A 21,740-nucleotide genomic window follows, 5' to 3' on the forward strand; every position below is an offset into this window, starting at 1 on the left:
CAACATGGATTGTTGGACAGTGTTGCAACTGGCAGACGATGCCGACGAGCGCACGATCAAGCGCACCTACGCGCGCCTGCTCAAGGGCTGCCGGCCGGACGATGATCCCGAAGGTTTCCAGCGCCTGCGCGAAGCCTACGAAGAAGCGTTGAATGAAGCACGCTGGCGCACGGACGACGAGGCCGAGGAGACCGTTCACGCGCCTGTCGCCGAACCGGCCTACGCCAACCTCAACGACCTGGCCGAACTGATGGACGTGCGCCCGCTCAGCCCTGCGCCGTTCGACGCCCCAGCACCGAGCCCGGCCCAAGCCCTACTCGCCGGCCTCAACGTGCACAACCTCGATGAACGCTGGGCCCACGCCCAACTTCAAGGGTGCGCCGACGCCTTTCAAGACGGTCTGTTGCGCCACTGCTTCGACGCGCCAGGCGAGCGCAGCGCCATCGCCCGTTGGGCGGTGCAGCACCTGGAATGGCTGACGCCCTGGCAACAGGTGAGCATGACGCCCTGGCAGCACGAGGCCCTGAGTGCCGAACTGCTGCAGGACTACCGCCTTACTTTGCAGGAGCTGCTGGAGCAAAAGGCCGAACGCGAATTCATCACCCAACTCACGCAGTACAACACCCAGCCCTGGCTGCGCGTGTTCGACCTGCAGCAACAGTGGCAACGCATCGTCCTGCAACTGCTCTACGACACCCAATGGAGCGTGCCGCTGTTCGAGCGGGTGTGCCAGGCGTTCGGCTGGGACGACCAGAAAGGCGTGTTCCCGGAACCCGCGTGGATGTGGCGCCAGCTGGTCTCGCGCTGCGAGCAGGAAAGCTTCTTCGCCAACCTCCAAGAGAAGGCCCAGGACCCTCGGCGTACGTCCCCGGATGCGCTGGCGGCGCGGCTGTTGCTCACACCGATGTCGGCCACCCAACACAAACGCATCATCGACCAGTTCGGCGAAAACGAGTGGAACGCGTGCCAGCACCTGGCCGAAACACTGACCTGGCGCTACCCGCAACTGGCTGAACGCGTGCCGCAAGACGACCTGTTTTTCTGGCGCAGATTTGTCCCTCGGCCGATCTACACCCAGGTGTTTATCCGACTGTGGGCCGTCTTTGCATTGGGCCTCGGCCTGAGCATCGCCCACGACAAACCCGATCGCATGAACCTGATGTCGATCGTGATCTTCATGATGATGGCGTTCGTACCCGCCGGTATTGGCTTTCGCGTCACACAGCTGTGGGCGGGCATGAGTTCGACCTTCAAGGTCCCGGACCTGTGGCTGACCGAGCGCCTGGTGCCCAAGCGGTTCAACCCCAACAGTTATTGGCTGGTGATACGTCACGGCGTGCCGCAGGCCGTCATGCTGCTAGCTTGCGGGCTGATGCTCGGCGTACTGGGCATGATCACCTACGCCGGCATGGTGCTGATCAACCTGCTGCATAAAAAACGCATCGGCCACATCAGCCAGGCGTTCAGCCACGGCTACCCGTGGCTGAACGGTTTGCACTGGGCGTTCTGGAGCCCGCTGCAGGTGGTGTTCCTGGTGGTGATGGTGAGCGCGATTGTTGCGGCCCAGCATTACTTGCCGGCGGTTCCCTGGACTCATCTAACACTACCGCGTTAGCAGTTAAAGCTCGTCCATGATGCTTTCATCAAGTGCGAGCTTTTATTTAAGTACAAAACATTTAAGCGACCTGATTTACTTGAACTTGAAACGCCGAGCTTTTTATTGAATATTTTACTTCTTTGCTTTCAGACAAAAAATGCACAACTGAGAACTCAAACTCACCAATAAACCAAGCACCTAATCCCTCGCCATTGATTTGGCCTACTTTAAATGTTCCCTCAGGATCTGAGTGACCGCCTGCCGCAAACTCGGGCAATACAAAATTCACACCTACCTGCCCTTCTTGCACCTCACCCGAAATCCGGTATGACGTATAGGACTTGAGTGGATTCCCGCGGAATTCGAGGCTCTCGAAGGGCCCACCTTCTGGCGGTCTGCATCGGATGAAAAAGTCGGAGTTGGGATACTGAATGTAATAGACATCATCCCAATGACGCACATCGTAACCTTCGCCATCCTTCGTGATAACAAACTCACAAAAAACAGGGACTACCTTACCCTCACCAAACTCACTTCCAGACCCCAGAGACTTATCCATATCAGCACCCTCACATTTAACATTGAGTCAGCACTGACACTATAGCTGCGGATTTCGGATCGGCAACTGTCAAATCTAACAGGTTGACGATTCAACCCCCTCATTCAAAGTTAAAAAACTGGACTTAAATTCAAGTTATAAACAAATAACTTATGACAAAGACCTATTAGATCAATTTCGTTCGATCACCGCCCAGAAACAAATTTGCCCAATTGAACCCCCTCCGCCCTCCCACGCACCATGGCCGGCACCTGCATAACCCCAATAACAACAGGTCCTACACCATGAGCATTCTCCACCCGCGCCAGTTCGTGCTGGCGACCGCTGTCGCGTGCGTTACCCTACCCGTCGTCGCCGAAGAACACGGCTTTCTCGAAGACGCCAGCGCCAACCTCAACCTGCGCAATTTCTTCTTCAACCGCAATTACACCAACCCGACCAAGGCCCAGGGCGGCGCGCAGGAGTGGACGCAGAGTTTCATCCTCGACGCCAAGTCCGGCTTCACCCAGGGCACCGTGGGTTTCGGCGTGGACGTACTCGGCTTGTACTCGCTCAAGCTAGACGGCGGGCGCGGCACGGGCGGTACGCAGTTGCTGCCGCTGGACCACGACGGTCGGCCCGCCGATGAATTCGGGCGCCTGGGCGTGGCGTTCAAGGCGCGCATTTCCAAGACCGAAGTGAAGGTCGGCGAGTGGATGCCGGTGCTGCCGATCCTGCGCTCCGACGATGGCCGCTCCCTGCCGCAAACCCTGCGCGGCGGGCAGATCACCTCGAAGGAAATCAGCGGCCTGACGCTGTACGGCGGCCAGTTCCGCGCCAACAGCCCGCGTGACGACAGCAGCATGAGCGATATGTCGATGTTCGGTAAAACCGCCTTCACCTCCGACCGCTTCAACTTCCAGGGCCTGGAATACGCGTTCAACGACAAACGCACCCAGGTCGGCCTGTGGAATGCCCAGCTCAAGGACATCTACAGCCAGCAATACCTCAACCTGACCCACAGCCAACCCGTGGGCGACTGGACCCTGGGCGCCAACCTCGGCTTCTTCTACGGCAAGGACGACGGCAGCGCCCGCGCCGGGGAACTGGACAACAAGACCTGGTCCGGCCTGTTCTCGGCGCGCTACGGTGGCAACACCTTCTACGTCGGCCTGCAACGACTCACCGGCAACAGCGCCTGGATGCGCGTCAACGGCACCAGCGGCGGCACCCTGGCCAACGACAGCTACAACGCCAGCTACGACAATGCCCAGGAAAAATCCTGGCAAGTGCGCCACGACTTCAACTTCGTCACCCTCGGCGTGCCGGGGCTGACCCTGATGAACCGCTACATCAGCGGCAGCAACGTACACACCGGCACCGTCACCGATGGCAAGGAATGGGGCCGCGAGAGTGAACTGGGTTACACCGTGCAAAGCGGGCCACTGCGCGACCTCAACGTACGCTGGCGCAATTCGAGCATGCGCCGCGACTACAGCAACAATGAGTTCGATGAAAACCGGTTGATCGTCAGTTACCCGATCAGTTTGCTGTGAACCGGCGGGTATCGAACGATCGCACCGCATCTTTGATACCCATATACGCGCCCTTTCGGATAGGTACAACGGAGAACTCTTAAGAGATTGCTGTAGTACCTATCGTCAAGGGTAGAGGGAACTGTCACCTGCAAAATATCCACTGATAGGCATCCTGGCCGCCGCATGCGCTGGCTAGGACAAACAACAAAGGATAACAACAGGTGGCCTCCCGATGAACTCAATCACTCAACAACAACCTCAATTGACACCCCCACCGCCGTCAGCCCCATCCACGGATACTGCAGCGTCTAAACACCCCTTCGACAATCCCCGCATACGCCCAAAGACACAGGTATTGCTGGATGACGGTAATCTGCGAGCCAGCCGCAAGACCCTCGAATATGCTGAAGCCCCGAAAAACCTGTAGTCATGGGAAACACGCTGATACTTGAAACGGGTGACGCTTCGGACAATATTCATGTCAGTCAACGTCCAGATGGGCAACTGAGCGTCAATGTGAATGGCCGGGTTTACACCTTCGCCCCGTCTGACGGCGCCCCTGATTCTTCGTCCCAGAATCAGCCAAAGCCTTTCTTCAATCTTCAGATCAAATCCGGAGGCGGCAACGACAATATAACGATTGACCCCAATGTCACCACTGAAGTGAAAATCGACGCAGGCGATGGCGATGACACCGTTCAAGCCGGAGGCGGAACCACTGAAGTTTATGGAGGCCGCGGCAACGACCACATTCGACTTGGCAGCGGCGCGGGTTATGCCGAAGGCAACGAGGGTGATGACACCATGATTGCCGGCACCGGGCCTTCGGTTATGTACGGCAACAAAGGCAAGGATCGTATGTATGCCGGCTCCGGCCCTTCCGATAAGACAACTCATCTGGATGGCGGTGAAGACGACGACCAATTGCACGGGGGCGATGGCACTGCAGTACTGAACGGTGGCCTCGGAAACGACGTACTGGTCCCTTATGACAACAACATTGTCTACACAGGAAAGGGGCGCGACACTGTGTGGGCCAACTTCCGAAAAGCGCGCATCTATGCCACCGACGGAGATCGCCTGATCAATGCCGGAAAATCGACCGTCACAACAGTCAATCCGAACGACGCAGGTCGCAAAGCTTTCAACATCAAGGGTTCGGACGCGTTCAAGCAACGGGTTGAAGACGACTTGGAACTACTCCGTGCCTCGCCCGCCGGGAAAGAAATGCTTGAGGCTATGGATCAGGCGGCCGAGCGCAATGGAGCGCCGGTCAATATTGAGCAGGACGATAAGTACGCCACTACTTACACATTCTCAAATACCGAGCTGGATGCACTGAACGAAGAGGAACGGGCGGACATCAAACGGAGCGACCCAAGGAAGGGGGCTATCAAGGATGGTAAGCCGGGGTCCGTGGCGAACAGCGCTACGATCTACTTTAACCCGACCCATATCGAACAAAGTACCCAGAACACGTCGCCTATTATCCAGTTCTACCATGAGATGGTGCATGCCTGGAACGGTGCTAACGGAACATTCCTGCCAGGTTTAAGTGCCCCGCCAGCCGACAACCCCAGCCGCTTAGGCCCAGCCAACGCCGAACTGCAGGCCATAGGTCTACCGACTGAAACAGCGCCCTTCGACTTCGATAACGACCCCTCTACGCCGCCCACCACAACCAATCCAGAGCCGTTCACCGAGAATACGTTGAATAAGGAAATGGGCAGGACAATACGAACAGGGTATAGCTGACCTATTGAGGCGGGTTGGCATACCAGCCCGTCATCCTCACGCCTGCACTGTATTTTCGGTAATGCCTGGCACTCTCATGCTGTATCGTGCACACGCCCTTCGCCCGGCACAGGGATCTCAACGACACGGATGACCACCTCTTAGCCCAGGCTGCCATGAACTACCTCATTGTCATTCTGTCGATGCTGCTCAGCGGCTGCATCGGTGCGCCCATCGCCCTGACGCCGCAGACCGAGCAACGCCTGCAAGCCCAGGCACCGATCCGTTTTCTGCTGACCTTCGATGACGGCCCCAGCGCGTCGGGCTACAACAACCCGAGCCGCTCGGTGGTGGCTGACCTGGCGAACAACCCGATACTGCCGGGCATCAAGGCGGTGTTTTTCCTGCAGACCGAAGCCTCACGCTCCGGCGGCAACCCGCGCGGTCACAAGACCATGGAGCGTGAATACGCCGCCGGGCACATCCTGGCCTTCCACACGGCGACGGCGTTTCACACCAATCACCGTTGGCTGAATGATGCCGAGCTGGAAAGCACCCTCACCCAGGGTGCGGCGGACATTGCCGCGATCACTGGCAGCCCGCCCAATCTGGTGCGCCCGCCCTTCTGGAACTACGACAAGCGCACCTTCGCCGCTTACCAACGCCACGGTATGCACGTGTTGCTGACCGACCTGAGCGCCAACGATGGCAAGATCTGGGGCTTCAACGGCAGCCCGCGCCGCCGCGCCAACCTGTACCGGCAACTGTCGGTATTGCGTGAGCACATTGCCCTGAGCGAGCTGCCAACGGTGGACGGGGTGATCCCGGTGGTGGTGACGTTCCACGACATCAACCGCTACACCGCACGGCATATGCAGGAATACCTGCAGATCCTGCTGGACAGCGCGCGGATCAATGGCATGAAGACGGCGGCCGAGCCGTTCTATACCGACACGGCCCAGCTTCAGCGAGCGGCGCTGGCGCGCACGGTCAAGGACGTGAATGAGCCGGTGCACCTGCCCGGCGTGTGGAATTGGGTGTGGGATGCCGATTCACGCTGATCTGTGCAACCTGTGTGAAGATCAAACTGTGGGAGCGGGCTTGCTCGCGAATGCGGCCTTTCAGTCGACATCTGTGTCACTGACCCACCGTATTCGCGAGCAAGCCCGCTCCCACAGTTGACCGCATTTCAATTCAGGCTTCGCGGGACTCTACGCCCAGCTCATCCCACACCGACTCAGCCAGGTGAAACGTCGCGTTCGCCGCCGGAATCCCGCAGTAGATCGCGCTCTGCATCAGCACTTCCTTGATCTCAGCGCGGGTCACGCCGTTGCTCGCGGCGGCGCGCAGGTGCAGTTTGAGTTCTTCACTGCGGTTCATGCCGATCAGCATGGCGATGGTGATCAGGCTGCGGGTGTGCCGCGACAAGCCGGGGCGGGTCCAGATGTCGCCCCAGGCGTGGCGGGTGATCATTGCCTGGAACTCGCTGTTGAACTCGGTCAGGGCATTGAGGCTGCGGTCGACATGGGCATCGCCCAGCACTTCGCGGCGCACTTGCAGGCCCTCGGCATAACGTTGTTTCTCGTCCAAAAAAAGTACTCCTCTACACCTGTAGTGAGCGGGCTTGCCCCGCGCCGCGGTGTGCCAGGCACTTCAAATCAACCTGATACACCGCCGCGCGGGGCAAGCCCGCTCACTCCATTATTGGGCTGACAGAAATGCCAGGACGCGCGTGCTGAACGCGGCGCCGGCCTGGACGTTGGACAGGTGCGCCGCAGGGAACTCGGCGTACTCGGCGCCTCGCACATGGGCCTGGATAAAGTGGCTGCCGGCAGGTGGTGTGACGGCATCTTCAGTGCCGGCAATCACCAGGGTCGGCACCTGGATCGACGCCAGTTTTTCACGGAAATCCGCATCCCGCACCGCCGCGCAGTTCGCGGCGTAGCCTTCGGGCGAGGTGGCCGCCAGCATGTCGGTGATCTGCTTGGCCTGGTCCGGATTGGCCGCCGCAAAATCAGCGGTAAACCAGCGCGCAATCGATGCATCACGCAGGGCGACCATGGCCGCCGCGCCATCGCGCAGTACCATTTCAATGCGTGGGTTCCACACTTCGGGCGTGCCGATCTTGGCGGCGGTGTTGCACACCACCAGGCGGTTCAAGCGATCGCCCGCGTTAATCCCCAGCCATTGGCCAATCAAACCGCCCATGGACAGGCCGCAAAAATGCGCACGCTGAATATCCAGCGCATCCAGCAGCGCGATCACGTCGTGCCCCAGTTGCTCGATGCTGTAAGGGCCTTCGGTGACCAGGGATTTACCGTGGCCACGGGTATCAAAACGCAGCACACGGAAATGCTCGGTGAAGGCCGGAATCTGGATGTCCCACATATGCAGATCAGTGCCCAGGGAGTTGGACAGCACCAACACCGGTGCCCCCTCGGGGCCATCCAGTTGATAATGCAGTTCGCCCTCGGCGAGTTGTACAAAGGCCACGGTGGTCTCCTCAAGCAAAGTGTTCGGTCACGGCGCGGGTGACCCAGGTACGGGCCTGGCCCAGGTAGTGGGCCGGGTCGAGCAGGCGGTCGAGTTCGTCTACGGACAGTTCGGCGGTGATCTGTGCTTCGTCCGCCAGCACCGCACGCAAGTGGCGGCCTTCGGCGACGGCCCGCTTGCAGCACTGCTCCAGCAAGTGGTGCGCGGTTTCCCGGCCCAGGCGCTGGGCGAGCACGATGCTGACGGCTTCGGCCAGCACCAGGCCCTGGGTCAGGTCGAGGTTTTTGCCCATGCGCTCAGCGTCGACCTCCAGCCCTTCGCTCACCAGCAGCGCCTGTTGCAACGCACCGGAGACCAAGAGGCAAATCTGCGGCAGGGTGTCCCATTCGGCATGCCACAGGCCCAGGCTGCGCTCGTGCTCCTGGGGCATGGCGCTGAACATCGTCGACACCAGCCCCGGCACACGGGTGGCGGCGCTGATCAGCACAGCGGCGCCCACCGGGTTACGTTTGTGCGGCATGGTCGACGAACCGCCCTTGCCCGGCGCAGAAGGCTCGAACACCTCGGCCGCTTCGGTCTGCATCAGCAGGCTGATATCGCGGCCCAGTTTGCCGAGGCTGCCGGCAATCAGCCCGAGCACGCTGGCGAATTCCACCAGGCGATCACGCTGGGTGTGCCAGGGCTGCTCGGGCAAGCTCAGTTGCAGGTGGGCGGCCAAGGCCTCGGCCACGGGCATCGCCTGTTCCCCCAGCGCCGCCAACGTGCCGGACGCGCCGCCAAATTGCAGCACCAGCAGGCGCGGTTTCAATTGGGCAAGACGCTGCCGACTGCGAGTCACCGCCCCCAGCCACCCGGCGATTTTCATCCCCAGGGTGACGGGCGTTGCGTGCTGCAACCAGGTGCGCCCCGCCAATGGCACGTCGGCATAACGCTGGGCCTGGGCCGCCAGGATGTCGCCCAGGCGCGCCAGGTCGGTTTCGATCAGAGCCACGGCCTGACGCAGTTGCAGCACCAGGCCGGTGTCCATCACGTCCTGGCTGGTAGCGCCCAGGTGCACATAGCGCTCGGCGCCGGCATCTTCACTGGCGATCAACTTGCCCAGCGCCTTCACCAGCGGAATTGCCGAGTTGCCCGCCGTGGCAATCGCCACACCCAGGGCATCCACGTCGTACAACGAAGCCAGGCACGCCTGGGCAATCGGTGCGACGGCGGCCTGGGGAATCACCCCCACCTGGGCCTCGGCCCGGGCCAGCGCCGCTTCAAAATCCAGCATGCCCTGCAAGCGTCCCCGGTCGCAGAACACCTCGGCCATGCTGCCCGCCGTGAAGTAAGCGTCGAACAATTGATTGCTCGTGCGCACAGTCATAACGCGTCCCTTACAAATCGTGGTGCAGGTACTCCGCCTGCTTCGGCAGGCGCAGGCTGAACAGGAAGGCCACCGCCATCATGCCGGTGACGTACCAGTAGAAGGTGTTTTCCATGCCCATGGATTTGAGGCCCAGGGCCACGTATTCCGCCGAACCACCGAAGATCGCGTTGGCCACGGCATAAGCCAGGCCAACCCCCAAAGCGCGCACATGCGGCGGGAACATCTCGGCTTTCACCAGGCCGCTGATCGAGGTGTAGAAACTCACGATGGCCAGCGCCAGGGAGATCAACACAAACGCCAGGATCGGGCTGGTGACGGTTTTCAGGGTCAGCAGGATCGGCACGGTGCACAGGGTGCCGAGGGCGCCGAACCAGAGCATGGAGTTACGACGGCCGATCTTGTCCGAGAGCATGCCGAACAGCGGCTGCATGCACATGTACACGAACAGCGCGCCGGTCATGATGTAGCTGGCGGTCTTGGCGTGCATGCCGGCGGTGTTCACCAGGTACTTTTGCATGTAGGTGGTAAAGGTGTAAAAAATCAGCGAACCGCCTGCGGTGTAGCCCAGCACGGTGATGAACGCCGCTTTGTGGTTACGGAACAGCGCCGCCATGCTGCCGGCGTCTTTGTCCTGGCGCGTTTCCTTGCTGGTGGTTTCCTTGAGGGTACGACGCAGCAACAGGGAGATCACCGCCGCAATGGCGCCGATCACGAACGGAATCCGCCAGCCCCAGGCGCGCAGCTCTTCCTCGGTGAGGATTTGTTGCAGGATCACCACCACCAGCACCGCCAGCAGTTGCCCACCGATCAGGGTCACGTACTGGAACGAGGCGAAGAAGCCGCGCTGGCCCTTGAGCGCGACTTCACTCATATAGGTCGCGGTGGTGCCGTATTCACCCCCCACCGACAGGCCCTGGAACAGGCGCGCCACCAGCAGCAAGGCCGGAGCCCAGGCGCCAATGTCTTTGTAGGTCGGCAGGAAGGCGATGACCAGGGAACCGGCGCACATCATCAGCACCGAGATCATCATCGAGTTCTTACGCCCGTGCTTGTCGGCTACCCGGCCAAACAACCAGCCGCCGATGGGGCGCATCAGGAAGCCGGCGGCGAACACACCGGCGGTGTTGAGCAGCTGCACCGTCGGGTCATCCGAGGGGAAAAACGCCGGGGCGAAATAGATGGCGCAGAAGGCGTAGACGTAGAAGTCGAACCATTCGACAAGGTTGCCGGAGGAAGCACCGACAATCGCAAAAATCCGTTTGCTGCGTTCTTCTCCGGTGTAGTGACTCGTTGTTGTTGTCATGTTTTTTTCACTCAGTGGGAACGGTTATAGCCTAGACATACTTTGCAACAACCATGTTCCGCAAGAAGACTTTTGGATAGGAGTTGCCTGAGCGGGCCTCATCGCCGGCAAGCCGGCTCCCACAGTTGACTGCATTCCAGAGTTGGAACTCGATCAAATGTGGGAGCTGGCTTGCCTGCGATAGCGTCCTCAAGGCCATCTCAATAATCGAAGAACACCGTTTCCTTATCGGTACCCTGCAAAATCACATTCCACTGATGCACACCCTCTGCATCAGGCTTGGCAATCAAGGTGCCACGCCGCTCTGCCGGCACACAGGCCAACAGCGGGTCATCCCCATTCAACGCTTCACCGTCGAAATAGATCCGCGTGAGCAGGTGCTTCACCAACCCACGGGCGAACACCAGCACCACCAAGTGCGGCGCTTGAGTCGTGCCCTTTAACCCCGGTACGGCGCCAGGCTTGATGGTGGTAAAGCGAAACCGCCCTTCCCCATCCACCGGCACCCGGCCGAAGCCTTCGAAGTGCGGGTCGACGGCCTTGTCTTGTTCATCTTCCGGGTGGTCGTACTTGCCGGCGGCGTTGGCCTGCCAGACTTCGAGCATGGCGTCGTTGACGACATCACCGTTGCCATCCACCACTTGCCCGCTGATTGCCACGCGTTCGCCGAGGGTGGCGGCGGTGGTCAAGTCTTCACGGTTCAGCCAGGTCAGGCCGATGTGGTAATACGGCCCGACGGTGTGGGACGTGGTCGCGTTGAGTGTCATCTCATTTCTCCATCGGCGTGGCGTCGCGGCCGCGCAGGACGATGTCCCAGCGGTAGCCGAGGGCATAGGAAGGAATGGTTTTTTCCAAGTCGAAGCGCGCGATCAGGCGCTCCTTGGCCGAAGTGTCCGGCACGCAGTTGTAGATCGGGTCGTATTCCAGCAGCGGGTCGCCGGGGAAATACATCTGCGTGACCAGGCGCGTCAGCACGCTAGGGCCGAACAGCGAAAAGTGGATATGCGCCGGGCGCCACGCGTTGTGGTGGTTGCCCCAGGGGTAGGCGCCGGGCTTGATGGTCTGGAACTGGTACCAGCCGTCGGCATCGGTGACGGTACGCCCGGTGCCGGTGAAGTTCGGGTCCAGGGGCGCGTCGTGCAGGTCGCGCTTGTGGTTGTAGCGGCCGGCCGCGTTGGCCTGCCAGATTTCCACGAGGATGCCCGGCACCGGCAAACCGTTTTCATCCAGCACGCGGCCGTGGATGATGATGCGCTCGCCTTGCGGCTCGCCGTCATGCTGGGCGGTGAGGTCATTGTCCTTCTCATTGACCCGCTCGGCACCGAGGGTCGGGCCGGTGATTTCCGACAACGAATGGGGCAGGAACACCAACGGCTGAGACGGCGAACGCAGGTTCGTCGACTGATAGGCCGGGTGCAGGTAATCAGGTTGAGTGCCCGCTTGCGGGCGCCGGTAACCGGGCTTGTCACTCATGGAGCAATCCTCTCTTATTAGACGCGTTCAATCGCCAGCGCCAGGCCTTGGCCGACGCCCACACACATGGTTGCCAGGCCTTTGCTGCCGCCGGTTTTTTCCAGCTGATGCAGGGCTGTCAGTACCAACCGCGCGCCGCTCATGCCCAGCGGGTGACCGAGGGCAATGGCACCGCCATTCGGGTTGACCTGCGGCGCGTCGTCGGCAATGCCCAGCTCGCGCAACACCGCCAGGCCTTGGCTGGCGAAGGCTTCGTTGAGTTCGATCACGTCAAAATCGGTGACCGCCAAACCCAGGCGCTCCACCAGCTTGCGCACCGCAGGCACCGGGCCGATGCCCATTACCCGTGGCGCCACGCCAGCGCTGGCCATGCCCAGTACCCGGGCGCGCGCGGTCAGGCCATGTTTCTTGACGGCTTCGGCGGAGGCCAGAATCAGCGCCGCCGCGCCGTCGTTCACTCCCGAGGCATTACCGGCGGTCACGGTTTTGTCCGGGCCGTTGACGGGCTTGAGTTTGGCCAGGGCTTCCAGGGTGGTGTCGGCGCGGGGGGGCTCATCGTGCTCCACCACGGTCTCGCCTTTTTTATGGGCGATGCGTACCGGTACGATTTCCTCGGCGAAGAAACCGGCAGCCTGGGCGGCAGCGGTGCGTTGCTGGCTGCGCAAGGCAAACGCGTCCTGGTCGGCACGGGACACGCTGTAGTCATCGGCAACGTTATCGGCGGTCTGCGGCATCGCATCCACACCGTATTGGGCCTTCATCAGCGGGTTGATAAAACGCCAGCCGATGGTGGTGTCTTCCAGCTTCATATTGCGCGAGAACGCCGCGTCGGCCTTGCCCATCACGAACGGGGCGCGGGACATCGACTCGACGCCACCGGCAATCGCCAGTTCCATTTCGCCGCTGGCAATGGCGCGGAAAGCGGTGCCAATGGCGTCCATCCCCGAGGCGCACAAACGGTTGAGCGTCACGCCGGGAATGCTCTCCGGCAAGCCCGCCAGCAACAGCGCCATGCGCGCCACGTTGCGGTTGTCTTCGCCGGCCTGGTTGGCGCAGCCGAGGAATACTTCATCGACCGCGCTCCAGTCCACCGACGGATTGCGCTCGATCAGTGCCTTGATCGGCAGCGCCGCCAGGTCATCGGCGCGCACGGTGGACAGGCCACCGCCAAAACGGCCGATGGGGGTACGAATGGCATCACAGATAAATACGTCGCGCATCAGGCTTCTCCCGGCGCTTGGCCATGGGCGGCGGCGGTGCGGGCTTCGAGGTCACGCAAGGCCGTCAATTCGATTTCGGTGGGTTCGTCGGTAGTGCTCACTTGCGGGGCAAACCGGATCGGCCAGCCCGTAGCGGCAACCACTTGCTCGCGGGTCACGCCAGGGTGCAAGGCGGTGACGACAAATTCATGGGTGCCGGCTTCGGGTTCCATGATGCACAGGTCGGTAATGATTCCCACGGGCCCAGCGCCCGGCAGGCCCAGGCGCTTGCGCGAATCGCCGCCCTCGCCGTGGCCCACGGACGTGATGAAGTCCAGCTTGTCGACAAACGAACGGGCCGACTGCTTGAGGATGATCAACACGCTCTTGGCCGAACCGGCGATCTCCGGCGCGCCACCGGCACCCGGCAGGCGCACTTTGGGCTGGTGATAGTCACCGACCACGGTGGTGTTGATATTGCCGAAGCGGTCGACCTGGGCCGCGCCGAGGAAGCCCACGTCAATGCGCCCGCCTTGCAGCCAGTAGCGGAAGATCTCGCCGGTCGGCACCACGGTGTCGGCGGTTTCTGCCAGTTCGCCGTCACCGATGGACAGCGGCAGTACCGAAGGTTTGGCGCCAATCGGGCCGGACTCGTAGATCAGCACCACGTCCGGCGACGAAGTCAGGCGCGCCAGGTTGGCCGCCTTCGACGGCAGGCCAATGCCGACAAAGCAGACAGAGCCATTCTTGAGGCGGCGCGCGGCGGCGACGGTCATCATTTCATTGGTGGAGTAAGCCATTACTTGGCCTCCTGCGCGGTGGCCAGCTTGGCCTGGAATTCGGTGAAGTCGGCAGTGCCGTGGATGTATTCGTCGATCCAGGCGGTAAAGGTCCCACGGTCGCGGGCAATCGGATCCCACGCCTGGTAGAAGCGGTTATCACGCTCGTTGTAGCCATGGGCGTAGGACGGATGCGCGCCACCGGGTACATGGCACACCGCTGTCAGGGCCCAGGTCGGCAGCACGCAGCTGTTCATGGGGGCGTTGAGGTCATCGACGATTTCCTCGACGGTGACGATGCAACGCTTGGCCGCCAGGGCCGCTTCTTTCTGCACACCCAGGATGCCCCAGAGCAGCACGTTGCCCTTGCGGTCGGCCTTTTGCGCATGGATCACGGTGACATCCGGACGGACCGACGGCACCGCCGCCAGCACTTCGCCGGTGAAGGGGCAGGTCACGGTCTTGATCAGCGGGTTGACCTTGGGCAGGTCGGAACCGGCGTAGGCACGCAGCACCGCGAAGGGCAGGCCGGATGCCCCGGCGACGTAGGCGTTGGCCAGGTCGGCATGGCTGTGTTCTTCAATCTCCAACGGCTGCGGCCATTGTTTCTCGACTGCGTCACGCAGGCGGTGCAAGGAGCCCACACCTGGGTTACCGCCCCAGGAGAAAATCAGCTTTTTTGCGCAACCGGCACCGATCAGTTGGTCGTAGATCAAGTCAGGCGTCATACGTACCAGTGTCAGGTCTTTCTTGCCCTGACGAATGATTTCATGACCCGCTGCCGTAGGGATCAGGTGGGTGAAGCCTTCCAGTGCGACGGTATCGCCGTCGTTCACGAATCGCTTCACCGCGTCGCGCAGCGCAAGAATTTCAGCCATGGGGTTCGGGCTCCCGGTGTGGATCGAAAAAGGCGCTGAGGTGGCGCCGGAGTGCTTGAAGATTAAGCCGGGGAAATGGCCCAAACAATCCGATAATCGACGCAGTGTTCGATTATCGAACGGATTGTTGTCTTGCTAACCTTTTGTGCTGACTCGGTCAATGTGGGAGCGGGCTTGCTCGCGAATGCGCAATGTCAGTCGCCATATGTGTTGGCTGATACACAGCTTTCGCGAGCAAGCCCGCTCCCACTTTTTTTACCGCGTCAGGCCTCAGGTAGCGTCGGCGTGGCTGACCATGCCCTTGATCACGACGGCGGTGGTGGCCAGTGCGGCGGGGATGACGAGCGCGGTGAGCACCTGCTCGAAGTTCCAGCCCAGGCCCAGCAAAGTGGCGCCCATCCAGGCACCGAGAATGGCGCCAAAGCGACCAATGCCGAGCATCCACGACACACCGGTGGCCCGCCCCTGGGTCGGGTAGAAACGTGCTGCCAGTGACGGCATCGCCGATTGCGCGCCGTTCACACACATCCCCGCGATCAACACCAGGGTCGCCAGCAGCGTGATGTTGCCCAGGCTCTGCCCTACTGCGTAGGCAAACAGCCCCGCCAGCAAGTAGAAAGTGCCAATGACCTTGTGGGGGTTGAACCGGTCCATCGCCCAGCCCACGCCCACGGCGCTGAGGACCCCGCCAAACTGGAACAGCGCGCCGATGAAGGCGGCCTGCTCCAGGCTGGCGCCGCTGTCGCGCATCAGGGTCGGCAGCCAACTGGTCAGCAGGTAAACAATCACCAGCCCCATGAAGTAGGTAAGCCACAACAACAAGGTGCCGGCGCTGTAGGTGCCGGAAAAAATCACCGCGAAGACGTTGCGTGCCTTCACGCTCTTCTGTTCGGGGACACTGAAGCGGGTGGCCTGCGCAACCACATTGGGCTCGATGGGCGACAGGGTCTTGCGCACCTTGTCAGTGCCACGGTTGCGCACCACCAGGTAGCGCGCCGACTCCGGCAGCCACAGCATCAGGACCACCACCAGGATCAACGGCAAGATGCCGCCGATCATCAACAACGCGTGCCAGCCGAACGCCGGGATCAGCTTGGCCGAGATAAACCCGCCACCGGCCATGCCCAGGTTGAAGCCGCAGAACATGCTGGTCACCAGCAGCGACTTGTGGCGTTCAGGCGTGTATTCGGAGAGCAGCGTGGTGGCGTTCGGCATGCCTGCCCCCAGGCCCAGCCCGGTGAGGAAGCGCAGCACCAGCAACTGGTCAACGTTGCTGCTGTAGGCCGAGGCCAGGCTGAACGCACCGAATACCAACACCGCGCCCACCAATACTACTTTGCGCCCGAAGCGATCGGCCAACGGGCCGGAGCCCAGTGCGCCGAACACCATGCCGATCAGCGCAGCGCTCATCACCGGGCCAAGGCTGGCGCGGTCGATGCCCCAGTCCTGGGACAGGGCGGGCGCGATAAAACCCATGGCGGCGGTGTCGAGGCCGTCGAGGAAGACGATCAGGAAACACAGGATGACCACGCGCCACTGATAGCGCGACAGCGGCTGAGCGTTGATAAAGGACTGTACGTCCAGGTTGGTACCGACAGAAGGCTGATTCATTATTCTTATTTCCACACCGATGGGCGGGCTAACGACCTGGGGTCGTCATTATTATTGGGCGGCGCACAGAGCGCTGCCGCACCTTAATAAGCCTGGGGAAACACCGTCAATTCATCGAACCGGGATCTGTGCGGTCACCGCACACTTAGGCAAATAACTGCGCACTCAGCTCACGGCTGGCACTGAGCATGCTCGGCAAAAAGCGCTGTTCCAGCTCGCTGCGGCTGACCCGTGCGGCGTGGGTACTGACGTTCAGCGCGGCCAGCACCTGGCCGGATGCGTCATACACCGGCACGGCGATGGAGCGCAGGCCCTGCTCCAACTCCTGGTCGACAATGCACCAGCCCTGCTGACGCACCTGTTGCAGGCATTCGAGCAAGGCGTCAGGCGTGGTGAGAGTGCGGCTGGTCTTGGTTTGCAGGTCGGCGTGGTCAAGGTAGTCACGCAGCGACGCGTCATCCAGCGCCGCCAGCAGGATGCGGCCCATGGACGTGCAATACGCCGGCAGCCGCCCGCCCACCGACAGGTCCACGGAAATCAGGCGCTGGGTCGTCGCCGAACGGGCGATGTAGAGGATGTCATCGCCTTCCAGGGTCGCCATGTTGCAGGCTTCGTGGAGCTGCTCGCTCATGCGGTCCAGGTAGGGTTGGGCCGACACCGCCAGTGGCGTGGAAGATAAATAGGCATGGCCCAGGGTCAGCACCTTGGGCAACAGTGAGTAGGTACGCCCGTCGGTGGTGGCGTAACCGAGCTTGATCAAGGTGTGCAGGCAACGGCGCACGGCGGCGCGCGGGATTTCCGTGCGATGGCTGATCTGGGCAATGGTCAGGTGGCGCTTGCGCTCCTGGAAGGCCTGCACCACCGCCAGGCCACGGGCCAGGGACGTCATGAAATCCGGATCACCGGTGAACGCCTGGATGCGCTTGGCCGGCGAGGCCACGATCGGCGGCGCCACTGACGCGAAGGAGTTGCGCAATTGATCGTTCATTTCAAGGGTCCTTTCTCTTGTTTTCAACCGCAGGGAGGGTTGGCCGCTATTACAAGCCGCGCCGCTTGGGATGCACAAGGCGGGGCCGGCAACATTGGGCGATTATCGGACGATCATTCGATTATCGCAATTTGGCCGCCCCGCGCCGGCGACGGGCAGATTGAACAAGTTCGGGCGTTACCCAATAACGCGATAAAAAGAGCGCATACCGGGGCAGTTAGAACACGTGCGGAATTTATGGCGTCAGAATTGTGCAACTACTGGCGCAGGCATGTAACAAAAAGCTCACACAACGCTGGCACCTTTTAACTGGATGGAGATAGTGTTATTCAAACACGCCGCTATAATGCAACCTGTGCGGAGGTCGGCCCGGTGTCATTATCGGGATCGGAGCTCGCCGGACGATGCAGGCTATGTGCATCACCGACCACAAGTATCGGATTAAACGAAATCACGTTCGGCAGCCCTTTCAAACTTGAACCGCTCAATCGTTCAACTTGAAACACCCCGAGGGCGACTTTCAGGCAAGACGCTGCACGGTAATTAAACTCAACTCAATTAGGTAACACTGTGACGAAAGATGAACTGCGCGCGGAACTTGAGCGCCAGGAGCAACGTTACAAGGACGTTTACGGCGGGGAAGTCACCACCTACGCCGCCCAGCCTGAACCTGAGCGCAAGCCATGGCGCAAACGAGCCAGCCTGTTGGATCAGGCATTTGCCCAGGAAATCCAAAAGATTGAACAGGAGCTCAAAGCCGAAGAGCCATAAGCCCTTCGATTCGAGCCTCCAGGGTTTGCTGTCTCTGCCGGTCCACCGCCGGCGGAGGGCACCTGGCTTACACGTGATTATTCAATTTTCTGCTGCCTGCAGCGAAATTTCATACAAATGTTTCACGCAAGGCATTTGCCTGGCAAAAACCCGCCTTTTCAGCCCCGCACGTTAGAAATCAAAGACTTGCCAAAGCCCCGAAAACCCTGGGATGCGCCCCTTTTCTACGCATTTTTGGGTCGAGAAATGTTACCGATGAGCAGCTAATGCATCGATTACTGAGGTTTTCTGGCATAATCGCGCCCCCTTACGACCGGGTCAGAAAACCTTCATGATCGATTTATTCAGCGGACTGGATGCTTGGGTTCTAGTGAGCCTGTTGCTCGCCCTGGCCTTTGTCCTCGCCTTCGAGTTCATCAATGGCTTTCATGACACCGCTAACGCGGTGGCCACAGTCATCTATACCAAAGCCATGCCGCCGCACCTGGCCGTGTTCTTCTCCGGGGTGTTCAACTTCCTCGGCGTGTTGCTCGGCGGTGTGGGCGTCGCCTACGCCATCGTGCACCTGCTGCCGGTGGAGTTGCTGATCAATGTGAACACCGGCCACGGTTTGGCCATGGTCTTCTCATTATTGGCAGCCGCGATCACCTGGAACCTGGGCACCTGGTACTTCGGGATCCCGGCATCCAGCTCCCACACCTTGATCGGCTCGATCCTCGGTGTCGGCCTGGCCAATGCCCTGATCAACGACATTCCCCTGGCGGACGGTGTGAACTGGCAGAAAGCGATCGACATCGGCGCTTCCCTGGTGTTCTCGCCGATGGCCGGTTTCCTGGTCGCAGCCCTGGTGCTGATCGGCCTGAAATGGTGGCGCCCGCTGTCGAAGATGCACAAGACCCCGGACCAGCGCCGCAAGCTTGACGACAAGAAACACCCGCCGTTCTGGAACCGCCTGGTGCTGGTGATTTCCGCCATGGCCGTGAGTTTCGTACATGGCTCCAACGATGGCCAGAAAGGCATCGGCCTGATCATGCTGGTGCTCATCGGTATCGTGCCGGCGCAGTTCGTGCTCGACCTGGGCAGCACCACCTACCAGATCGAACGCACCCGTGACGCCACCGTGCACCTGAGCCAATTCTACCAGCGCAACAACGCCACCCTCGGCGAGTTCCTGGCCCTGGGCAAAAGCGTGAAGAACGACCTGCCGGGCAAGTTCCAGTGCAACCCGCAGCAGACCGAGCCGACCATCAGCGCGCTGATGGAGACCCTCAAAGGTGTGTCCGACTACCACTCGCTGACCGCCGAGCACCGCATTGAAGTGCGTCGCTACCTGCTCTGCCTGGACGACACCGCGAAGAAAGTCGGCAAGCTGCCTGGCCTGGATGCGCGTGAGAAGTCCGATCTGGACAAGCTGCGCAAAGACCTGACCGCCACCACCGAGTACGCGCCGTTCTGGGTGATCCTGGCCGTTGCACTGGCCCTGGGCCTGGGCACCATGGTCGGCTGGAAGCGCGTGGTACTGACCATCGGTGAGAAGATCGGCAAGCAAGGCATGACCTACGCCCAAGGCATGTCGGCACAGATCACCACCGCCAGCATGATCGGCCTGGCCAACATCTTCAGCCTGCCGGTGTCGACCACCCACGTGCTGTCGTCCGGTGTGGCCGGCACCATGGTTGCCAACAAGAGCGGCCTGCAAGGCGGCACCGTCAAGACCATCCTGATGGCCTGGGTGTTGACCCTGCCCGCCACCGTTGGCCTGTCGGCCGGTTTGTTCTGGCTGGCGTCGAAGGCGCTGGGCAGCTGATAGTGTCCCGGCCATGAAAAAAGGTGCGATCCGCGAGGTTCGCACCTTTTTTATTTCACGACTTTTGACCCGTCGCGGTCCAACTGTGGGAGCCGGGCTTGCCCGGCTCCCACAGTTGATCTTCGATTGTTAAATAGCAGCCAAAAAAAAGGGCGACCGAAGTCGCCCAAAATGCCTTGCGTGCTCATGTAACCTGGAAAGAACTAAGGTTTTTTCCGCTTATTCGCGTCTTTCCAGATAAAAATTCCAAACCCTACAAAAAACATCACCATGAGGCTTACTGTCAGCACTCCGGCGAATACCACATTATCGATAAACATGACCGGCCTCCCGTGCTTGCCCTGTTGCGATAGGGCTAAGTTAATGGAGAAGGCACATTGGAAAATTGACGGGGATCAATGTCGCCCGCAACGGGGCGTAAAGAAGGGCAATAACTGACCTGCATCAATAGATGCAGGGTGTTTCAACGCTTTTTCGGTTTATTCTTTGGCTTTTTCTTAACTTTGCCGAGCGGCATCGCCTGTTCAAACGCCTGGCGCACTTCATTCAGGCGCTTGTCGTTCAGGTCATGAACCCGTTTGGCTCGTTCGGCATTCAGGTCGATCAGCTTGTCGTCATCACTCATGGCTTGGCTTACGTCGTGGCGGGAATGGCTCAATAATGCGGCCTCCTCTTCTCGACGGCAAATCAGCGGGCGACAAAAGGCGGGCCATCGCACAAAATCGGCCCATCTCCCCGGCTCAAGAGGCGCATTCTGGTGGCACTGCACAAGGACCTTCCCCCGCTGCTGGCCCTGCGCGCCTTTGAAGCCGTGGCGCGGCACTTGAGCTTTATCAAGGCGGCGAACGAATTATCAGTGACCCAGAGTGCCCTGAGCCATCAGGTGCAAAAACTGGAACAGCACTTGGGCAAAGCGCTGTTTATCCGACGCACCCGTGCGATCGACCTGACCACCGACGGCCAACACTACTACGACGAAATCCGCCCTGCCCTCGATGCCATCGCCGCCGCCACCCGCGCCCAGAAAACAGCCCCCAGCAGCACCGTGCTACGCGTCGGTTTGCTGGCCTCCTTTGCCACGCTGTGGCTGGCACCGCGCCTGGCGGGTTTTCTCAATCGCTACCCGCACATCCAGGTGGAACTGCTGCCGGCGATTCAACTGGCAGACGTCGCGGCCGCCGAGGTCGACCTGGCGATCCGCTACGGCAAGGGCGACTGGCCCGACGTGCAGGCCACACGACTGATGCCCGAAGTGATCTCCCCGGTGTGCAGCCCGGCGTTCAAGGCCAGCCACCTGCAAAACGGGCCGCTGCTGATGGCCACCTCCCATCGCCCGTTTGAATGGACGGATTGGTCCGCCCATTATCAGGTCGACCTGGAGCGCCACCCCCGCGTCATGCTGCATGACTACAACATCGTGGTCGAAGCCGCCGTGGCCGGACAAGGCATCGCCATGGGCCGCCATCGCTTGATCGAGCGCAGGCTCCAGGACGGCAGCCTGGTAGAAGCCTTCGACTGGCCGCCCTACCACAGTGAAATCGGCTACTGGCTGATCGCCCCGCAAGGCCCATCCAGCGAAGCGGCGGCCTGCTTCAGCGCGTGGTTGAAAGAAGCCTGCAACGACGCGTGAGTTATTTTGATACGTCGGGTGAGATCTATCCG

21 protein-coding genes are annotated in these 21,740 nt (G+C 60.8%); 7 read left to right on the forward strand and 14 right to left on the reverse strand.

Features of this window, described 5'->3' with window-relative positions; translation table 11 throughout:
• The first annotated feature begins 4 nt into the window (after nt 1-4).
• Nucleotides 5-1,615, forward strand: a complete 1,611-nt coding sequence (locus tag M2394_RS04375) for a J domain-containing protein (protein WP_259171763.1) — start codon at nt 5-7, stop codon at nt 1,613-1,615.
• Nucleotides 1,616-1,676: 61 nt separating this feature from the next.
• On the opposite strand, the gene M2394_RS04380 is transcribed toward M2394_RS04375, so the two are convergent.
• Nucleotides 1,677-2,156 carry a hypothetical protein gene (locus M2394_RS04380; protein ID WP_178925682.1) on the reverse strand — a complete coding sequence of 160 codons (480 nt, stop codon included), beginning with the start codon at nt 2,154-2,156 and terminating at the stop codon, nt 1,677-1,679.
• Nucleotides 2,157-2,440: 284 nt separating this feature from the next.
• Between M2394_RS04380 and M2394_RS04385 the strand changes: the two genes are divergently transcribed.
• The 3 genes from M2394_RS04385 (at nt 2,441) to M2394_RS04395 (ending at nt 6,468) form a co-directional block, all read left to right on the forward strand.
• On the forward strand, nt 2,441-3,691 hold the full coding sequence (locus M2394_RS04385) for an OprD family porin (RefSeq protein WP_259171764.1): 1,251 nt from the start codon (nt 2,441-2,443) through the stop codon (nt 3,689-3,691).
• A gap of 411 nt (nt 3,692-4,102) precedes the next feature.
• The gene (locus M2394_RS04390; protein ID WP_259171765.1) at nt 4,103-5,428 is read left to right on the forward strand and encodes a M91 family zinc metallopeptidase; all 1,326 of its coding nucleotides are present in this window, start codon (nt 4,103-4,105) and stop codon (nt 5,426-5,428) included.
• Nucleotides 5,429-5,583: 155 nt separating this feature from the next.
• A complete protein-coding gene (locus tag M2394_RS04395; RefSeq protein ID WP_259171766.1) occupies nt 5,584-6,468 on the forward strand; it encodes a polysaccharide deacetylase family protein in 885 nt (294 codons plus the stop codon).
• A 133-nt stretch (nt 6,469-6,601) separates the two neighbouring features.
• On the opposite strand, the gene pcaC is transcribed toward M2394_RS04395, so the two are convergent.
• The 11 genes from pcaC to pcaR all read right to left on the reverse strand — a co-directional run bounded on the left by pcaC (nt 6,602) and on the right by pcaR (nt 17,500).
• On the reverse strand, nt 6,602-6,997 hold the full coding sequence (gene pcaC / locus M2394_RS04400) for a 4-carboxymuconolactone decarboxylase (protein WP_259171767.1): 396 nt from the start codon (nt 6,995-6,997) through the stop codon (nt 6,602-6,604).
• A 111-nt stretch (nt 6,998-7,108) separates the two neighbouring features.
• The gene (pcaD, locus tag M2394_RS04405; RefSeq protein WP_259171768.1) at nt 7,109-7,900 is read right to left on the reverse strand and encodes a 3-oxoadipate enol-lactonase; all 792 of its coding nucleotides are present in this window, start codon (nt 7,898-7,900) and stop codon (nt 7,109-7,111) included.
• A gap of 10 nt (nt 7,901-7,910) precedes the next feature.
• Nucleotides 7,911-9,266, reverse strand: a complete 1,356-nt coding sequence (locus M2394_RS04410) for a 3-carboxy-cis,cis-muconate cycloisomerase (RefSeq protein WP_259171769.1) — start codon at nt 9,264-9,266, stop codon at nt 7,911-7,913.
• Nucleotides 9,267-9,276: 10 nt separating this feature from the next.
• Nucleotides 9,277-10,572 (reverse strand): MFS family transporter, encoded by a 1,296-nt coding sequence (locus M2394_RS04415; RefSeq protein WP_178925689.1) that lies wholly within the window; start codon nt 10,570-10,572, stop codon nt 9,277-9,279.
• Between the two features lie 200 nt (nt 10,573-10,772).
• Nucleotides 10,773-11,339, reverse strand: a complete 567-nt coding sequence (pcaG, locus tag M2394_RS04420; RefSeq protein WP_178925690.1) for a protocatechuate 3,4-dioxygenase subunit alpha — start codon at nt 11,337-11,339, stop codon at nt 10,773-10,775.
• Between the two features lies 1 nt (nt 11,340).
• Nucleotides 11,341-12,045, reverse strand: coding sequence for a protocatechuate 3,4-dioxygenase subunit beta (pcaH, locus tag M2394_RS04425; protein WP_259171770.1), 705 nt, complete (start codon nt 12,043-12,045; stop codon nt 11,341-11,343).
• A 17-nt stretch (nt 12,046-12,062) separates the two neighbouring features.
• On the reverse strand, nt 12,063-13,268 hold the full coding sequence (pcaF, locus tag M2394_RS04430) for a 3-oxoadipyl-CoA thiolase (RefSeq protein ID WP_259172022.1): 1,206 nt from the start codon (nt 13,266-13,268) through the stop codon (nt 12,063-12,065).
• Nucleotides 13,265-14,044 (reverse strand): CoA-transferase subunit beta, encoded by a 780-nt coding sequence (locus M2394_RS04435; RefSeq protein ID WP_178925692.1) that lies wholly within the window; start codon nt 14,042-14,044, stop codon nt 13,265-13,267. Before M2394_RS04435 ends, pcaF begins: the two co-directional genes overlap by 4 nt.
• On the reverse strand, nt 14,044-14,901 hold the full coding sequence (locus tag M2394_RS04440; protein WP_178925693.1) for a CoA transferase subunit A: 858 nt from the start codon (nt 14,899-14,901) through the stop codon (nt 14,044-14,046). The genes M2394_RS04435 and M2394_RS04440 overlap by 1 nt, the downstream gene beginning before the upstream one ends.
• A 270-nt stretch (nt 14,902-15,171) precedes the next feature.
• On the reverse strand, nt 15,172-16,512 hold the full coding sequence (locus M2394_RS04445) for an MFS transporter (RefSeq protein WP_178925694.1): 1,341 nt from the start codon (nt 16,510-16,512) through the stop codon (nt 15,172-15,174).
• Nucleotides 16,513-16,657: 145 nt separating this feature from the next.
• Nucleotides 16,658-17,500, reverse strand: a complete 843-nt coding sequence (gene pcaR, locus M2394_RS04450; protein ID WP_176994765.1) for a pca regulon transcriptional regulator PcaR — start codon at nt 17,498-17,500, stop codon at nt 16,658-16,660.
• A gap of 570 nt (nt 17,501-18,070) precedes the next feature.
• Here pcaR and M2394_RS04455 point away from each other — a divergent pair.
• Together M2394_RS04455 and M2394_RS04460 are read left to right on the forward strand one after the other, a co-directional pair.
• Complete coding sequence (locus M2394_RS04455; RefSeq protein WP_003172389.1) at nt 18,071-18,271, forward strand: hypothetical protein; 201 nt, start codon at nt 18,071-18,073, stop codon at nt 18,269-18,271.
• Between the two features lie 331 nt (nt 18,272-18,602).
• Nucleotides 18,603-20,078: an inorganic phosphate transporter gene (locus M2394_RS04460; protein ID WP_176994764.1), complete on the forward strand. Its 1,476-nt coding sequence runs from the start codon at nt 18,603-18,605 to the stop codon at nt 20,076-20,078.
• 203 nt (nt 20,079-20,281) lie between these two features.
• Here M2394_RS04460 and ccoM read toward each other — a convergent pair whose 3' ends face one another.
• Both ccoM and M2394_RS04465 read right to left on the reverse strand, forming a co-directional pair.
• A complete protein-coding gene (gene ccoM, locus M2394_RS30390) occupies nt 20,282-20,398 on the reverse strand; it encodes a cytochrome c oxidase subunit CcoM (RefSeq protein WP_010212341.1) in 117 nt (38 codons plus the stop codon).
• 143 nt (nt 20,399-20,541) lie between these two features.
• On the reverse strand, nt 20,542-20,703 hold the full coding sequence (locus tag M2394_RS04465) for a hypothetical protein (RefSeq protein WP_017844811.1): 162 nt from the start codon (nt 20,701-20,703) through the stop codon (nt 20,542-20,544).
• A gap of 132 nt (nt 20,704-20,835) precedes the next feature.
• Between M2394_RS04465 and M2394_RS04470 the strand changes: the two genes are divergently transcribed.
• The gene (locus tag M2394_RS04470) at nt 20,836-21,708 is read left to right on the forward strand and encodes a LysR substrate-binding domain-containing protein (protein ID WP_178925696.1); all 873 of its coding nucleotides are present in this window, start codon (nt 20,836-20,838) and stop codon (nt 21,706-21,708) included.
• Nucleotides 21,709-21,740 lie beyond the last annotated feature (32 nt).

It is taken from the genome of Pseudomonas sp. BIGb0164 (assembly GCF_024810135.1).
Classification (GTDB): Bacteria; Pseudomonadota; Gammaproteobacteria; order Pseudomonadales; family Pseudomonadaceae; genus Aquipseudomonas.

Excerpts from the sequence above, each read along its gene's own strand:
- M2394_RS04375 (WP_259171763.1), top strand. The coding sequence starts at position 5 with ATGGATTGTTGGACAGTGTTGCAACTGGCAGACGATGCCGACGAGCGC.
- M2394_RS04380 (WP_178925682.1), bottom strand. The coding sequence starts at position 2,156 with ATGGATAAGTCTCTGGGGTCTGGAAGTGAGTTTGGTGAGGGTAAGGTA.
- M2394_RS04385 (WP_259171764.1), top strand. The coding sequence starts at position 2,441 with ATGAGCATTCTCCACCCGCGCCAGTTCGTGCTGGCGACCGCTGTCGCG.
- M2394_RS04390 (WP_259171765.1), top strand. The coding sequence starts at position 4,103 with ATGGGAAACACGCTGATACTTGAAACGGGTGACGCTTCGGACAATATT.
- M2394_RS04395 (WP_259171766.1), top strand. The coding sequence starts at position 5,584 with ATGAACTACCTCATTGTCATTCTGTCGATGCTGCTCAGCGGCTGCATC.
- M2394_RS04410 (WP_259171769.1), bottom strand. The coding sequence starts at position 9,266 with ATGACTGTGCGCACGAGCAATCAATTGTTCGACGCTTACTTCACGGCG.
- M2394_RS04415 (WP_178925689.1), bottom strand. The coding sequence starts at position 10,572 with ATGACAACAACAACGAGTCACTACACCGGAGAAGAACGCAGCAAACGG.
- pcaG (WP_178925690.1), bottom strand. The coding sequence starts at position 11,339 with ATGACACTCAACGCGACCACGTCCCACACCGTCGGGCCGTATTACCAC.
- pcaH (WP_259171770.1), bottom strand. The coding sequence starts at position 12,045 with ATGAGTGACAAGCCCGGTTACCGGCGCCCGCAAGCGGGCACTCAACCT.
- M2394_RS04435 (WP_178925692.1), bottom strand. The coding sequence starts at position 14,044 with ATGGCTTACTCCACCAATGAAATGATGACCGTCGCCGCCGCGCGCCGC.
- M2394_RS04440 (WP_178925693.1), bottom strand. The coding sequence starts at position 14,901 with ATGGCTGAAATTCTTGCGCTGCGCGACGCGGTGAAGCGATTCGTGAAC.
- M2394_RS04445 (WP_178925694.1), bottom strand. The coding sequence starts at position 16,512 with ATGAATCAGCCTTCTGTCGGTACCAACCTGGACGTACAGTCCTTTATC.
- pcaR (WP_176994765.1), bottom strand. The coding sequence starts at position 17,500 with ATGAACGATCAATTGCGCAACTCCTTCGCGTCAGTGGCGCCGCCGATC.
- M2394_RS04460 (WP_176994764.1), top strand. The coding sequence starts at position 18,603 with ATGATCGATTTATTCAGCGGACTGGATGCTTGGGTTCTAGTGAGCCTG.
- ccoM (WP_010212341.1), bottom strand. The coding sequence starts at position 20,398 with ATGTTTATCGATAATGTGGTATTCGCCGGAGTGCTGACAGTAAGCCTC.
- M2394_RS04465 (WP_017844811.1), bottom strand. The coding sequence starts at position 20,703 with ATGAGTGATGACGACAAGCTGATCGACCTGAATGCCGAACGAGCCAAA.